Origin of the sequence: Pseudomonas sp. CJQ_9 (assembly GCF_043106615.1) — a bacterium.
GTDB lineage: Bacteria > Pseudomonadota > Gammaproteobacteria > Pseudomonadales > Pseudomonadaceae > Aquipseudomonas > Aquipseudomonas juntendi.
Genome location: NZ_JBICMS010000023.1, coordinates 15,177 through 29,559, shown reverse-complemented (window position 1 = coordinate 29,559; position 14,383 = coordinate 15,177). Strand labels below are relative to the sequence as shown.

Annotated in this window: 14 protein-coding genes and 1 pseudogene; 3 read left to right on the top strand and 12 right to left on the bottom strand. The window is 60.6% G+C overall.

Going from position 1 to position 14,383, the window contains the following annotated elements; all coding sequences use genetic code 11:
- Positions 1–18 precede the first annotated feature (18 nt).
- The 10 genes and pseudogenes from benB to ACF8SD_RS03420 all read right to left on the bottom strand — a co-directional run bounded on the left by benB (position 19) and on the right by ACF8SD_RS03420 (position 9,304).
- Positions 19–504 carry a benzoate 1,2-dioxygenase small subunit gene (gene benB / locus ACF8SD_RS03465; RefSeq protein WP_392483757.1) on the bottom strand — a complete coding sequence of 162 codons (486 nt, stop codon included), beginning with the start codon at positions 502–504 and terminating at the stop codon, positions 19–21.
- The gene (benA, locus tag ACF8SD_RS03460; RefSeq protein WP_392483756.1) at positions 501–1,859 is read right to left on the bottom strand and encodes a benzoate 1,2-dioxygenase large subunit; all 1,359 of its coding nucleotides are present in this window, start codon (positions 1,857–1,859) and stop codon (positions 501–503) included. Before benA ends, benB begins: the two co-directional genes overlap by 4 nt.
- An 83-nt stretch (positions 1,860–1,942) precedes the next feature.
- Positions 1,943–2,272 carry a hypothetical protein gene (locus ACF8SD_RS03455; RefSeq protein ID WP_392483784.1) on the bottom strand — a complete coding sequence of 110 codons (330 nt, stop codon included), beginning with the start codon at positions 2,270–2,272 and terminating at the stop codon, positions 1,943–1,945.
- Positions 2,273–2,395: 123 nt separating this feature from the next.
- Positions 2,396–2,656: pseudogene (locus ACF8SD_RS03450) on the bottom strand (RHS repeat-associated core domain-containing protein); the annotation flags it as partial.
- 94 nt (positions 2,657–2,750) lie between these two features.
- On the bottom strand, positions 2,751–3,707 hold the full coding sequence (gene benR / locus ACF8SD_RS03445; protein WP_392483755.1) for a benABC operon transcriptional activator BenR: 957 nt from the start codon (positions 3,705–3,707) through the stop codon (positions 2,751–2,753).
- Between the two features lie 328 nt (positions 3,708–4,035).
- On the bottom strand, positions 4,036–4,770 hold the full coding sequence (locus tag ACF8SD_RS03440) for an RHS repeat-associated core domain-containing protein (RefSeq protein WP_173889109.1): 735 nt from the start codon (positions 4,768–4,770) through the stop codon (positions 4,036–4,038).
- A gap of 104 nt (positions 4,771–4,874) precedes the next feature.
- Positions 4,875–5,930, bottom strand: a complete 1,056-nt coding sequence (locus ACF8SD_RS03435) for a GlxA family transcriptional regulator (RefSeq protein WP_173889107.1) — start codon at positions 5,928–5,930, stop codon at positions 4,875–4,877.
- A gap of 141 nt (positions 5,931–6,071) precedes the next feature.
- Complete coding sequence (gene proX / locus ACF8SD_RS03430) at positions 6,072–7,100, bottom strand: glycine betaine/L-proline ABC transporter substrate-binding protein ProX (RefSeq protein ID WP_173889105.1); 1,029 nt, start codon at positions 7,098–7,100, stop codon at positions 6,072–6,074.
- A 68-nt stretch (positions 7,101–7,168) separates the two neighbouring features.
- The gene (gene proW / locus ACF8SD_RS03425) at positions 7,169–8,122 is read right to left on the bottom strand and encodes a glycine betaine/L-proline ABC transporter permease ProW (protein ID WP_392503463.1); all 954 of its coding nucleotides are present in this window, start codon (positions 8,120–8,122) and stop codon (positions 7,169–7,171) included.
- Between the two features lie 21 nt (positions 8,123–8,143).
- Positions 8,144–9,304: a glycine betaine/L-proline ABC transporter ATP-binding protein gene (locus tag ACF8SD_RS03420; RefSeq protein ID WP_173889101.1), complete on the bottom strand. Its 1,161-nt coding sequence runs from the start codon at positions 9,302–9,304 to the stop codon at positions 8,144–8,146.
- Between the two features lie 362 nt (positions 9,305–9,666).
- Between ACF8SD_RS03420 and ACF8SD_RS03415 the strand changes: the two genes are divergently transcribed.
- Positions 9,667–10,647 carry a LysR family transcriptional regulator gene (locus ACF8SD_RS03415; RefSeq protein WP_054912987.1) on the top strand — a complete coding sequence of 327 codons (981 nt, stop codon included), beginning with the start codon at positions 9,667–9,669 and terminating at the stop codon, positions 10,645–10,647.
- A 132-nt stretch (positions 10,648–10,779) separates the two neighbouring features.
- Positions 10,780–11,664, top strand: coding sequence for an alpha/beta hydrolase (locus tag ACF8SD_RS03410; protein WP_392484827.1), 885 nt, complete (start codon positions 10,780–10,782; stop codon positions 11,662–11,664).
- A gap of 100 nt (positions 11,665–11,764) precedes the next feature.
- Here ACF8SD_RS03410 and ACF8SD_RS03405 read toward each other — a convergent pair whose 3' ends face one another.
- Together ACF8SD_RS03405 and hisN are read right to left on the bottom strand one after the other, a co-directional pair.
- The gene (locus tag ACF8SD_RS03405) at positions 11,765–12,496 is read right to left on the bottom strand and encodes a hypothetical protein (protein ID WP_033690390.1); all 732 of its coding nucleotides are present in this window, start codon (positions 12,494–12,496) and stop codon (positions 11,765–11,767) included.
- 118 nt (positions 12,497–12,614) lie between these two features.
- Positions 12,615–13,406: a histidinol-phosphatase gene (gene hisN / locus ACF8SD_RS03400; RefSeq protein WP_173889097.1), complete on the bottom strand. Its 792-nt coding sequence runs from the start codon at positions 13,404–13,406 to the stop codon at positions 12,615–12,617.
- Positions 13,407–13,629: 223 nt separating this feature from the next.
- Between hisN and ACF8SD_RS03395 the strand changes: the two genes are divergently transcribed.
- Complete coding sequence (locus ACF8SD_RS03395; RefSeq protein ID WP_173889095.1) at positions 13,630–14,262, top strand: helix-turn-helix transcriptional regulator; 633 nt, start codon at positions 13,630–13,632, stop codon at positions 14,260–14,262.
- Positions 14,263–14,383 lie beyond the last annotated feature (121 nt).

Genomic DNA, 14,383 nt, shown 5'->3' with positions numbered 1-14,383 from the left:
TGCTCGCAAAAACCTGTATCAGATGTGGTAGATGTCGATGACCTGGCGCACGTAGTCGTTCTTCAGCACGACCTTTTTCGCCTTGATCAGCGGCTGCTCACCGCGCAGGTCGAGGGTGTAGAAACTGGTGCCGAAGTAACTGTCGGTGGTCTTGTAGCGGAAGCTCAGCGTGTGCCAGTTGAAGCGCACCTTGCAGCTGCCCTCGCCCTGTTCCACGATCTCGATGTTGCTGATGTTGTGCGAGGTGCGGGTATCAGGCACGGTCGCACTGGAGCGCTCGGTCTTGATGCGGAATATGCGGTCTTCCAGGCCACCACGGTTGCCGTACCAGATCAGCGAAATTTCGCTTTGAGGGTCTGCGGTCAGGCTGTCGTCATCGTCCCAGCTCGGCATCCAGAAGCTGGCGTCGCTGGCGTACAGTTCCAGCCACTGGTCCCACTGGGCATCGTCCAGGTAGCGCGCCTCGCGGTAAAGGAAATCGCGCACCGTTTCATGCAGGCTCATTGCACGGCCTCCACGGGGATCAGTTGTTGTTCGTCCTTGAGGGCGCGGACCATGGTGGCCTGCCAATACTTGTGCTGCAGCACGAACAGGCCTTCGTCCTCGGTGCACACGCCAGACAGTAGCGGCTGCAGTTCGATCTCTTTGGCCGCCGCATCGGCGCCTTCCACCCAGTGCGCCGCACCGCGGGACATGTCGTTCCAGCCAGTGCCGCCGCCATAGCCAGTCTGGCACGAGCGGAACTCTTCCAGGTCGTCCGGGGTGGCCATGCCGCTGACGTTGAAGAAGTCTTCGTACTGGCGGATACGCTTGGCCCGCGCCTCGGCGCTCTCGCCTTTCGGCGCGATGCAATAGATGGTGATTTCGGTCTTGTTCACCGAAATCGGCCGGGCAACGCGGATCTGCGAGCTGAACTGGTCCATCAGGTACACGTTCGGGTACAGGCACAGGTTGCGCGAGTTCTCGATCATCCAGTCGGCCCGGGCCTGGCCGAAGTCGGCCGCCAGTTGCTCACGGCGCTCGTAAGCTGGGCGGTCCTCGGGGTTGGCCCAGCGGGTCCACAGCAGCAGGTGGCCGTGCTCGAAGGAATAGAAGCCACCGCCCTGCTTGGCCCAGGCGCCAGCGCTCATGGTCTTGATCGCGTCACCGGCCTCGCGCTGCTTGCGCTGGTTCTGGGTGGCGGCGTAGTTCCAGTGCACGGAGCTGACGTGGTAACCGTCGGCACCGTTCTCGGCAGTGAGCTTCCAGTTGCCTTCATAAATATACGAGCTGGCACCGCGCAGCACTTCCAGGCCTTCCGGCGACTGGTCAACGATCATGTCGATGATCTTCGCCGACTCGCCCAGGTGCTCGACCAGCGGCTTGACATCGGCATTCAGGCTACCGAACAGGAAGCCGCGGTACGACTCGAAGCGCGCCACCTTGGTCAGGTCGTGGGAGCCGTCGCAGTTGAAGCTGTCGGGGTAGCCGGCATTGCTCGGGTCTTTTACCTTGAGCAGCTTGCCGCTGTTGTTGAAGGTCCAGCCGTGGAACGGGCAGGTGTAGCTGGAACGGTTGCCGCGCTTGTGCCGGCACAGCATGGCACCGCGGTGGCTGCAGGCGTTGAGGAAGGCATTGAGCTCACCGTCCTTGTTGCGCACGATGAAGATCGGCTGGCGCCCCATGGTCAGGGTGAGGAAGTCGTTGTTCTCGGGGACCTGGCTTTCATGGGCCAGGTAAATCCAGTTGCCCTCGAAGATGTGTTTCATCTCCAGGTCGAACAGGCGTGGGTCGGTGAACATCTCGCGCTTGCAGCGGTAGATGCCCTTTTCACGGTCGTCCTCGAGCATGGCAGCGAGGTAGTCGAATCCCAGGGACATGGCCAGGGTCTCCCTTGTTATTGTTTAGACCTGGTCAGGTTAGGGAGACCGCTGGCGGGGGACTATCCGGATTGTGCAGAGTGTTATCCACTTACGCGGATGTGCTTTCCGGTTTCCCCAAGCTTCCAATGTACTTTTGTAGCCTTTGCTGCTTCTGCGGGCAGATTTGTGGAAATTTTAGCCAGGAGATCAGTGGTTCTACGCAACACTCTCATATCGTTTTCATCTAGAAGTTTGTGGTTTCTATGCATGTTAAGATTGTACACTTCCACCATGTTGTACTCCTGCTGAGACCAGTTGTCGGTCGTGTGCAATCGCTCCATTTCTTCTCCCATACCTCCCGCAGTAAAACGACCTGAACGCTCAAAGTCTTTCACGCGTTGAGACCGAACCAGCTCACGATGTTCTTGCATGCGGGATGACATTATTTTATTAACGGCTAGTTGCTTAGCGGATGGAGTGCGAGTGAAAGGATCGGCTAACTGTACCCGTGGTGGTCGCCGACGAAATAAGGACCGAAAAGCGTGCCCGCTCGGGTCAATGTTGTTAACAGGATCCCCGCCACAGTAGGCGTAACAATTCAACCCGCCAGCTCCCATCGGGCTCAAGCTGTCCGGGCTATGGAACCTCATCAAAGCCGGATTCAAAGCACGGTATCCATTCCCCAGCAAGTAGTGCCCTGTGGCTGGCTCCTTTCTCTGCCCGCTGAAGCGCAGCACTGATGCGGATTGCTCGCATCCGTCATGCCCATAAACTGTGTACTGCAGTGCACAAGAAGAATTCTGCGTGTTCGACATGGTTACCACCTTTTAGCCGCAATAAAGCAGATGGTGGGTCGCGCATGAAGGACAAGCAACTAGCATAACTATCAGGTGGCAACGCTGACACGCCTCATCCCCGGCGCTTGAACGTCTGCGAAGGCAGCTCGCCAAACTGCTGCCGGTACACATCCGAAAACCGCCCCAGATGCAGAAAGCCATAGTCCAGGGCTAGCTCCGTCACACTGCGCACGGCACAAGTCGGGTCATTCAGGCATGCATGCACCCGCTCCAGCTTGCGCTGGCGAACGTAATGCTTGGGCGTAGTCCCCAGGTGCTGGTCAAACAACGCATACAGCGACCGTAAGCTCATGCACGCCTGCTTTGCCAGCACTTCAGCCGACAGCTCCAGCTTCAGGCTGCGTTCAATGTAATCGAGTATGCGCTCCAGCCCCGCTTGCGGCGCGCTCAGGCTTTCCCGGCGGATATTGGTGCTCATCAGGGTCAGCAGCTTGCTGGCGACGATCTGGCTGTAATGGCCCTGCACCCTGGGCAGTGAATCGCTCACTTCTGCTTCGTGGCAAACCATGGCCAGCAAGTTGACGAAGCCGTCCAGCTCGTCCAGCCGGTAATGATTACGCAAGAAGCGCCCCCCCCCGTCGGGCCGGTGCCAGCGTTGTTCGTCGCAGATCGAGTCCAGCAGCCGGGTCGGCACCTTGAGAATAAATTTTTCGCAGTCTTGCGAATAGGTCAAGTCAACCGGGTCGTCAGGGTTGATCAGCAGCAATTCGCCCGGTACCAGGTGCTGCTCACCCTTGTGCCCGCGCCACAGGCAGTTGCCGTTAAGCAGCACCTGCAGGTGGTAGATGGTCTCCAGTGCGGGCGACGTAACCCGCACACTGCCGCCGTAGCTGATGCGGCACAGGTCGAGTTCGGCGAACTTGCGGTGGCTGAGGCTGGCCTGGGGGTGGGTGGTGCGCGACAGGCCGATGCAATGCTGGCCGACATGCTGGTTGACATAATCGGACACAGCATAAGGGTCGGCGTGGTGAAACACGCTACTGCGTTCGCTCAGCAGGCGGTTTTCCATAGGCAAGGCACTCGGCATCGTTATTGTTCTGGTCGCCGCTTCCTACGCCTTTTTGGGGGCTGTGGTTGCGGTCGTCACGGTCATTTTATCGGGGCGGTTGCGGGTCGCGGGGGCAGGCGACAACCGATGGATGGGCACACTACAGCAAAAAGGCGGGGGTTGGGCAATGCGACGGAAGCACTGAATGGGCGGATAGCGAACACCACACCCAGGGAATGAGTGCGATTATCGACCAACTCAGTGAGTGCCTGCCTACGTCGTTACTTCTCTTCTGCGGAGATTTACATAGACAGCGCTCCACGGCCGACAGTCTGCTTGCAAACAGAATTCAAGTCCGGATGCCATAGTTATTCCTAATGTTTTCGGCATAAGTTGCAGTCTCGCCCACTTCTATGTCCATAATATTTCGATAGACAGAACGCAGCGCAGACATTGGATCCCTGGAATTACCAGCCGTCGTCATGTAAATCACCAGTCTGGTCCTGAAAAAAGTCGGGTCAGAGACAATGGGGTCTACAGAAATAGATGTGGCCAAACGCTTTGACTCATCAAATATTTGACGTGGATTGAGCATCCCTTTTGCTTTGAAAAAATCGGGCCAACTGAGTGAGGATGGTGGCAAGTTGTCTAAAAAATTTAGAGATAAGTTGAATTCTTTACTGCTGTATCCCGAAAGCCTACCTGCTGTATCGAGAGACGTGGCAGATCGACTGCTTGAAGGGCTCTTCGGGGATGGCGACCAGCTCGGAGGTGAAAGCCTCGCGATCTTCGAAGGCTTCGGACTTCCTGCATTACCTGGCGGGGTGGATAGGTGTCCCGTGCGGTCCACATGGTTGACAGGATCATTTTTACAATAGCCGTATATATGTTCACCGCCTTTACCAAACGGACTGAGGGTATCGGGTGATAAGAAACGCATCAGGCTGGGGCTGTACAAGCGATAACCCAAGCCCAATGGATAGCAACCGGAACAAGGATCGTAGTACTCCCCATTGAACCCGATGGGTGAGAAAGACTTCTCATCCGCTTGAACACCATAAACGGTATACGGTAAAAAAATCATAGACGTATCTCACCTAACATGGCTACCGTACAGATTGCATGCTCTTCGTCCGGTTGACACCTGGTAGAAATATCAGTTTTTGCTAGTCAACGATAACGACAATCCTACAGCACCGCCACATCCTGCCGCCCTGCCCAGCCCTGGCTGCGTGCCCGGTACTGCCGCGGTGCAATGGCGAACAACTCACGAAAGCGCCGGTAGAAATGCGGGAAGCTGACAAACCCGCTGGCCACCGCCACTTCGGTCAACGACTTGTTGGTGTGTTGCAACAGCTGCCGCGCATGGGTCAGGCGCAGCTCCAGGTAATACCGTGGCGGCGTGGCCTGCACATGGCGGCGGAACAGGCGTTCCAGGTGGCGGCGGGATAACCCCGCGTGTTCAGCGATCTCGTCGATACCGATCGGGTCTTCGATATTGGCATGCATCAGCTCAAGTGCCAGGCGCACGCCGTGAGGCATGCCAGGGTCAATGTCCGCCACGCCGGCCGCAGTGTCATTTGCCACCCGCGAACGGTCGCACGCCAGCATCTGTTCCACGGCCCGCCGCAACGGCACCCCACCCGCCTGCTCAAGCATGGCCAGCATCATGTCCAGCGCACTGCTGGCACCCGCGCAGCTCATGCGCCTGCGGCCCAGCACATGGGCGTGGCGGCTGATCCGCACCTTGGGGTAGAGCTCGCTCATCATCGCCCGGCCATCAGGGTGAAAAGCGCAGTCGTGGTCATCGAGCAAACCCGCCTCGGCCAGGAAGTAGGCACCGTTCCACAAGCCGCCCAACTGGCAGCCCTGCTGGTCGGCTTGGCGCAGTTTGGCACGCAACTGGGGGGCAGCTTGCAGGCACACGCGTAAACCGCCGCAGACCAGCAGGCAATCCAGGCCTTGCACCTGCAAATCGGTTAGTTCGGTGTTGACCGGCAAGGCAATGCCCAGGTCGCTCATCACCTGCGGCCCCTCGCCCACCACCTCAACCTGGAACAACGGCGTGGCGCTCATCAGGTTGGCGGTTACCAGGCTGTCCATTGCAGCGGTGAAGGCCATCATCGAGAAGTGTTCACGCAGAACGAAGGCCACCCGCTGGCAGGGCATTGGCAGTGAAGTGCGAAAGCCGGGCTCCAGGTGGGCCAGGTTGGTGTTCTTGAGGATGCTTTCGAAGTGGCTCATGGCTATTAACTCAACAGCGAGAATCGCATTGGCTGCTTCGCGGGCTTGCCCGCTCCCACAGGCATTGCACAGTGTTCAGAACCTGTGGCGGACCTGTGGGAGCGGGCGAGCCCGCGAAAAAGCCAACGCTGATGGATCAGGTTACTTACCGGCCTGGGCCGCAGCATCACGCGAGGCTTGCAGCCACTGGTCAAACTGCTGACGGTGGGCGGCAACCCATTCCTTGGCATGGCGGGTAATGTCGGCAGGCTTCTTCTCGCCCTGCTGCATCTTCAGGTTCTGGTTGCTCTCGTCGTCGGTGCTGATCTGCACCAGCGACAGAAACTTCAGCGCCGCCGGGTTCTCCTCGGCAAAGTCCTTGTTCAGCACCGCCACCACCTTGTCGATGGCAAAGCCCAGGTTCTTGCCGTGGTAGGTGGTATCGACGTCGTTGTTGCCATCCGGCAGGTCGGTCTTCGGTACTTCCAGCCAGACGACGTCCTTGCCCTCCACCAGTACGCTGGCAATCCACTGTGGCACCCAGGTGAAGTAGAGGATTGGCTTGCCTTCCTTGAAGCGGGCTATGGTGTCGGCCATCAACGCAAAGTACGAGCCCTGGTTCACGGTTACGGTCTTGTCCAGGTCGTAGGCCTTCATGTGGTGGGAGATCACCAGTTCGCAACCCCAGCCCGGGTTGCAACCCGTCATGTCAGCCTTGCCGTCGCCGTCGGTGTCGAACAGTTTGGCGATTTCGGGTTTTTTCAGGTCGGTGATGTACTTGATGTTGTATTGGTCGGCCGTTTTCTTATCGATCAGGTAACCTTGGGCAACACCGGGCAGGATATTGCCGGTCTTGACCATTACGTCATCGCCACCGGCCTGCTGGTAGAACTTGTCGTGCAGTTTTTCCCACAGGTGCACGGTGAAGTCGGCATCGCCGTTGGCCAAGGCCACCATCATCACGCCGTACTCGGTCTCCTTCGGCTCCTGGACCTTGTAGCCCAGCTCGCGCAGGCCCTCCATCGCCACTTCGCCGCGGAAACGCTCTTCGGCAATGGAGGGGAAGATCGGCGTTACCTTCACGCCGTCGCCGGGTTTGTCCGCCGAAGCGTGTGCGGCCAGCGCGGCGGCGGCCAGGGTCAGCGCGGTCGCGCATTTGAGGATGCTGCGGGAGAACTTGGATGGGTGCATCGTCGCTTACCTTTTCTGTTTTTCTTCAAGTGCGGCAGGTCGAACGGTTCAAAAAATTCTTGCGCGCTTCAGGCAGTCTTGCGCCGCCCTTGCGGTTGCGCGGCACCACACAGGCGCAGCACCACGCCTACGGGGCCGGTGTGGTACCAGCGCACGCCAGGCTCGGCATTGCTGCGCGCGCCGATGGCCTGGGTCAGGCGGTCGAGGAAAATCGCCAGCAGCACCAGCCCTACACCGCCGACCGTAGCCAGGCCCATGTCCAACCGGCCGATACCGCGCAGCACCATCTGCCCCAGGCCACCCACGGAAATCATCGAGGCGATCACCACCATCGACAGCGACAGCATCAGGGTCTGGTTGAGGCCGGCCATGATCGTCGAGGTGGCCAGCGGCAACTGCACGCGGGTCAGCATCTGCCGTGGCGTGCAGCCAAAGGCGCGTGCGGCCTCGATCTTGTCCTCCGGTACCTGGCGGATGCCGAGGTTGGTCAAGCGCACCAGTGGCGGCAAGGCGAACACGATGGTCACCAGCACGCCGGGCACATTGCCGATGCCGAACAGCATCACCACCGGTACCAGGTAGACGAATGCCGGCAGCGTCTGCATGGCGTCGAGCACTGGCCGGATGATGCTTTCCAGGCGGTTGCTGCGGGCGCAGACGATGCCCAGCGGAATGCCGATCACCGCGCAGAAAAACACCGAGGTCAGCACCAGCGCCAGGGTGGTCATCGACTCCGACCACACGCCGATCAGGCCGAGCAAGGTCAGGGTGATGAAGCACAACAGCGCCATGCGCTTGCCGGCCAGCTGCCAGCCCAGCAACGACGAGAGGATGATGCCGATGGTGGGCGGGATGCTCTGCAGGGTGAACTCGATGCCATTGAGCACCTGGTCGATCGGCCAGCGAATGGCGCGAAACACCTCACGGAAGTTGTGCACCAGGAAGTTGAGCGTCGCAGTGACCCAGTCGCCCAGCGGGATGGTGGCCGCCTGGAACGGGTCGAGAAGGCTGAATTCGGACATGAGGGCTTACCTCTTGGTGGCTTAGTTGCGGCTCAGGGTCTGTAGCAGCTCGTTCTTCGACAAGGTGCCCTTGAAGGCACCCTGGCGGTCGAGTACCGGCACCGGGTACGGCAGGTTGGCCGCAATGCCCAGCACTTCATGCAGCGGCGTGTCGGTGTACACCGGACGCTGCTCGTGCAGGCTATAGCGGTCACTGGCGGTGGCGCCGGCCGCATCGGTGTCGACCACACCCAGCAACTGCCCGCGGTCGTCAATCAGGTAGCCAAATGGCACACCGGCCTGGAAGCTTGGTGCCTTGCCGTTGACCTTGCACACCACAGCGGGGTCGAACTTGGCGACATCACCGGCCTTGAGCACCCGCGAGCTGTCGAAATGCTTGAAGAAGGTGCGCACGTAATCGTTCGCCGGCTGGTTGATCAGCTCTTGCGGGGTGCCGATCTGCACCACGCGGCCACCTTCCATGATCGCGATGCGGTGACCGATTCGGATGGCCTCTTCGATGTCGTGGGAAATGAAAATGATGGTGCGCTGCTGCTCGGCCTGCAGGCGGATCAGCTCGCCTTGCATTTCGCTGCGGATCAGCGGGTCGAGGGCCGAGAACGCTTCGTCCATCAGCAGGATGGCCGGGTCGTTGGCCAGCGCCCGGGCCAGGCCCACACGCTGCTGCATGCCGCCCGACAGCTGGTGCGGGTAGCTGTGCTCGTGCCCGGCCAGGCCCACCTGGCTCAAGGCCTCACGGGCACGGCGATGGCGTTCGCTTGGCGCTACGCCGGCAATCTCAAGGCCGAAGGCCGTGTTTTCGAGCACGCTCATGTGCGGCATCAGGGCGAAGGACTGGAACACCATGCCCATTTCCTTGCGCCGCACGTCGAGCAGGGCCTTGTCCGAGAGCCCGGTAATTTCCTTGCCGTTGAGGTGGATGCTGCCGGAGGTGGGTTCGATCAGGCGGTTGAACAACCGCACCATGGTCGATTTACCCGAGCCAGACAGGCCCATGATGACGAAGATCTCGCCACGCTTGACGGAAAAGGTTGCATCGAAAACGCCGACGACGTGGCCGGTTTTGCTGAAGATCTCGTTCTTGTCGGCGCCCTTGCGGAGCATCTCCATGGCCATGTCCGGGTTAGGCCCGAACACCTTGAAGACATTGTTTACCGAAAGAATCTCATCGGCATGGCTCATACGACCCTCTTTATTATGCTTATAACCAATCTTTCAACATCGCACTTTCAATAAGGCGGTAGAGATCAGTGCGAGTACGCTTGGCAGTCCGTTCGAATGCGAACGTGAGTCAAAACCGGCACGCAGGAAATCCTGCTTCAAAAAATTATTCGACATCGATGTCTCGAATGTCGCGCCGTGAGCTCAACGTTAGGGCCTGCACCCCTGGCGGTCCAACGACATTTGTTTGCCGCTAACCATTACCTGAAGTTATCGATCGCCGCTGAGCTGCAGCTCCAGGCGCGGTGCGCACTTACCAGGCAACGTGGAACACGCTAGAGTAGAGCGATTGGCCACCCCCCAAGGACCACGCGCCCGCCCCCATGGTCAGACACCTCGAGCCCGATCAGACGCTGATCAAGATGCCCTCCCTGCGCGCCGTGAAGGTCTTCGTGGCTGCCGCCCGGTACCAGAACTTCACCCGTGCCGCCGAGGCGCTGTGTGTCACCCAGGCTGCTGTCAGCCGGCAGATCCGTGAGTTGGAAACCTACCTGGGGGCCGAACTGTTCAACCGGGTCGGCCGTGCAGTGGAGCTGACCGTGGCCGGCTCGATCTTCTTCGATGCGGTGCAGTTGTCATTCGTCAACATTTCCCAGGCCGCCGAGCGTATCCGCAGTAACACCAATACCAAGCACGTGGTCACCTTGTGCTGTTCGCCGGCGTTCGCGGCGTTGTGGATGGGGCCACGAATGCCAAAATTCTTTGCCGAAAACCCGGACATCGACATCAATCTGGTCACCACGCAGAACTTCCTGTCGATGGAGCCGGGGGTGCGGCCTGACATCTACATCACCAAGCTGGGCAAGGTGCAGGCTGGCTACAGCTCGCACCCGCTCAACCATGACGTGATCTACCCGGTGTGCACCCCACAGTACCTGGCCCGGCACCCCGAGGTGCAGACGCTGCAAGGCTTGCGCGATGGCACCCTGCTCAACCTCAGCCCTTATGGGCGTTCGCAGGTGGCCGAACATGTGGACTGGAACGTCTGGCTGGCCTTCCACGACGTTGACCTGAAAAGCCGCGCCAACACCGCACCGCACTTCTTCAACGCCAACGACTACAACCTGCTGGTGCAACTGGCCCTTGGCAACCAGGGCGTAGCGCTGGGCTGGCACCACCTGGTGGCACAACTGGTGGCCCAGGGGCTGCTGGTGCGCCCGGTGCAAGAGGAGTTGGTGCTCAAGGACACCTTCCACTTCCTGGCCTTCAACGAAGACAAGGAACATGAGCCCAGTTGCCTGCGCTTGCGCGACTGGTTGCTCGAAGAGTTCCAGCCGTTGCTGGATTCACTGGGCAGCAGCTGAGCCGCTGTTTCACAGGCGCGCAACGGCCGGCACTGCTCACCCGCTCACTGCGGTAACAGCTTGCAACCAGTCCAGCCCACCATTGAGGCACTTTCCTCACACGCACGCCCCGGCATCTGGTAAAAAGCCCACATGCCCGCCCTCTTCCTCTCCCACCTACGCCGCCGCTGGCTGACCTGGTTGTGTGCCACCTTGCTGGTGATCGGCCTGCCCAGCAGTTGCGCGGTGCTTCAGCACAAAGAGCGCGAACTGGTGTTCCGCATCGAACCTGGCCAGGCCAGCTGGTTCCGTGGCCTGCCCAGCGGTGTGCAGGAGCTTGACCTGCGGCCGCGCAGTTTCGCTGCCAACCAGAGCCTGCACGCGTGGTGGTGGCCTGCCAGGCGCGCCAATGCCCCGGCCATCCTCTACCTGCATGGGGTGCGCTGGAACCTGACCGGGCAGTTGTTCCGCATCGAGCAGCTGCATGCCATGGGCTACTCGGTGCTGGCCGTGGACTACCGCGGCTTTGGCCAGAGCCGCGGCGGGCTGCCCTCCGAGGCCACTGTCTATGAGGACGCGCGCATCGCCTGGGAGCGCCTCGCACAGTTGCAACCCGACGCGGGCAAACGGCTGATCTTCGGCCATTCGCTGGGCGGTGCGGTGGCCGTGGAACTGGCCCGCGCGCTCGCAGCCGAAGCACGCCAGGGCGGTGCCGCGGCCCCGGCGCGTGGGTTGATACTGGAATCGACATTCACCTCGTTGGGCGATGTCGCCGCTGCGGTAGCCAATACATCATTGCCGGTGCGTTGGTTGCTGTCGCAGAAGTTCGACTCGCTGGGCAAGATCCAGGACATCGGCTTGCCCGTGCTGCTGGTGCACGGGCTGGATGACCGCTTCGTGCCAGCGCGTTTCAGCCAGCAGTTGTTCGATGCCGCCCAGGAACCCAAGACATTGCTGCTGGTGCCCGGGGCGAGCCATAACAACAGCATGAGCCTGGCCGGGCAGCGTTATCGACGGGCAATACAGGCGCTACTCTGAAAGCGTTACTGGCCCCCTTTGTAGGAGCGGCCTTGCGTCGCGACAGGGCTGCGCAGCAGTCCCGGCAATGTGTCGTCATGGCTAGATGCAACAGCCAAAGTCACTGTACAGGCAGGAAGTTCATCAGCAGCAGGCTTTGTGCATAGTTCAATCCGATCCGCCGATACCGCTCATCCAGCAACTCTGCCAGCAAATCCAGGCGCGCCACGATCTTTCCGAACTCCACGGCAAAGCTCAGGTTGCTGCCCTCTTCGGAAATCTCGTTGGAAAACAGCAGCAACACGCCATTGGCATCTTGCCGCTGGCTCAACATCCAGGTGGCCTTTTCGATATTGCGCGCGGCGTTGTTGATGAACAGCGGGTCGATCGTGTCAGTCATGTAGAACTCGGTGCGCCCGCCGTGAGCGGTGATCAGCATGCTGCCGATGGCATAGATGAAGGCGCCGACGCGGTCACCGCGAAACTCCGGGCTCAACGCGTAACTCAAGGCTGCCAGGTCGCGACGGTTGCCCAGCTGCGCCAGCGGCTGGCGGTGTTCGATGGCCTTGCGGATCTGCCGCTCGGCAGTGGCGGCGTCGACGTACCCCGACATCTTCAACTGGTTGGGGTTGCGCAGGTACAGCTTGTTCATCAGCAGGTACAGGCTTTGCAGGTTGTCGCGCATCGACAGCGTGGCCAGGCGGTCGACACTGGTCTGGAACAGTTCGCTGGGCTTGCCGTCGGCAAACTGGTCGAGCATGTCGCGGCCCTGTTCCTGGGTGCAGGCACACAGGCAGGTGAGCACGCCTGCCAGCAGCACGCGGGGAATCAGATGAGGGTAGCTTGCAACCATCGGCACCGGGTCGATATTCGGCGGCCGCAACGGGGATCGATGTGGCCTGGCCAAGCATAGAGCGCGGAAATGGCAAAAAGTGCAGTGTAAAGGCCGCCGCAGGCCCGGCGGCACACCCTCACATGGCGTGGCGCAACTTCTCCACCATCTGCGCGTGCAGCACTGGGTCACCACAGGCCACTACACAGCCACCGTGCTGCGCCGAACTGCCATCCCAGGCGCTGATCACCCCACCCGCCCCTTCGATGATCGGCATCAGCGCCTGTACGTCATAGGGTTGCAAGCTGGCCTCCACGATCACATCGACGAACCCCGACGCCAGCATGCAGTAGGCATAGCAATCGCCGCCGTAGCGCATCAGCCGCGCCTGGCCGGCTACCTCCTCGAAGGCGGCCTTGCGCTTGGCCGTGTCAAACATGTCGGGGGTGGTGCACATCAGCGTGGCCGTAGCCAGGTCGGCGCAGGCACGGGTACGCAAGGGTGTAGCGTTGCGCCAGGCCCCCTCGGGCGTGCCAATGAACCGCTCGCCGGTAAAGGGCTGGTTCATCACCCCCAGTATTGGGCGGGTACCATCGTTCAGCGCAATCAACGTCCCCCACAGTGGCAGGCCGGTGATGAAGGCACGGGTGCCGTCGATGGGGTCGAGCACCCAGGTCAGCGGGCTGCTGCCCACCGCCACCCCAGCCTCTTCGCCAAGAATGCCGTGCTCCGGGTAACGCGCCTGGATCAACGCGCGCATCGCGTCTTCGGCCGCCTTGTCGGCCACCGTCACCGGGTCGTACAGGCGCCCCCCCTTGTCCTCGACGTCCAGGCTGGCACGGAAGTACGGCTTGATCGCCTGTGCAGCGGCGTCGGCCAGTTGCTCGGCGAATATACGCAATTCACCCATCTGTGGGGCACTCAGGGACATTGGCAACAGGCCTCGTGACAGTTATGAAGGTCGGCATCATACCCTACAACCTGCATTGCACCAGCCGTGAGCAAAAGATGCCACTATAATGCCATTAGGCGCCCTTCATTTAACCGTCACTCATTCGTTGTACTAGGATACCGAACAGGTTCGCCCGCAAGCCGAGGATGCGGCTGGCAGACACGCAACGGCACAACCCTTACTGGCCTTCATGGACGATACGATGAATTCAAAACAGCTTTACCCGCAAATTGGCAAAGTCATCGCCAGCACCGGCAGCCATCAGTTTCCGCGCATGCTGCACGACCTGATCCAGGCTCACCTCGCCATCGACGCCATGCAGATCCGCCACCTGCCTGGCCTGCCTTGCGAATCGAGGCTGTTCGATGAAACGGTATTCTCCCCCCAGGCACAGCCAGGCAGCGACTTCAACGACCCTGCCCGCCTGCACCGTATCTGCCATAAAGGCAATGCGCGCATGGAGATCCAGGTGCTGCGTGCCGACTCCACCTACGGTTTTTCGAGCTTCGAGCGCCGCCACCTGGACGCGATTTCCCCCTTGCTGCTGCCCATGCTGGAAAAGCACATCGACGCCTTGCAGCCTGGCCCCGAGCGCCATGCCCGGGAAAACCTCGAACAGCGCTTCGTCGACCGCCTGGCGCAGTCGGGGCTCAAGCTTTCCGAGCGCGAGCGCCAGGTGTGCCTGGGGTTGCTGGCCGGGCATACCGCCCCACAGCAGGCCGAGCGGCTGGCCTTGAAGGTGAATACGGTTGAAAGCTACCTGCGTCGGGCGGCGATCAAGCTGGGCATCAGTGGGCGGCATTCGCTGATGCGCTGGATGTATGCCGAGGGCTGATTAGTGTTTCCGTGTATCGGCCTCTTCGCGGGCAAGCCCGCTCCTACAGGTACATCACAGGTTCTGAAAACTGTGCAAAACCTGTGGGAGCGGGCGTGCCCGCGAAGCGGCAGGCACAGGT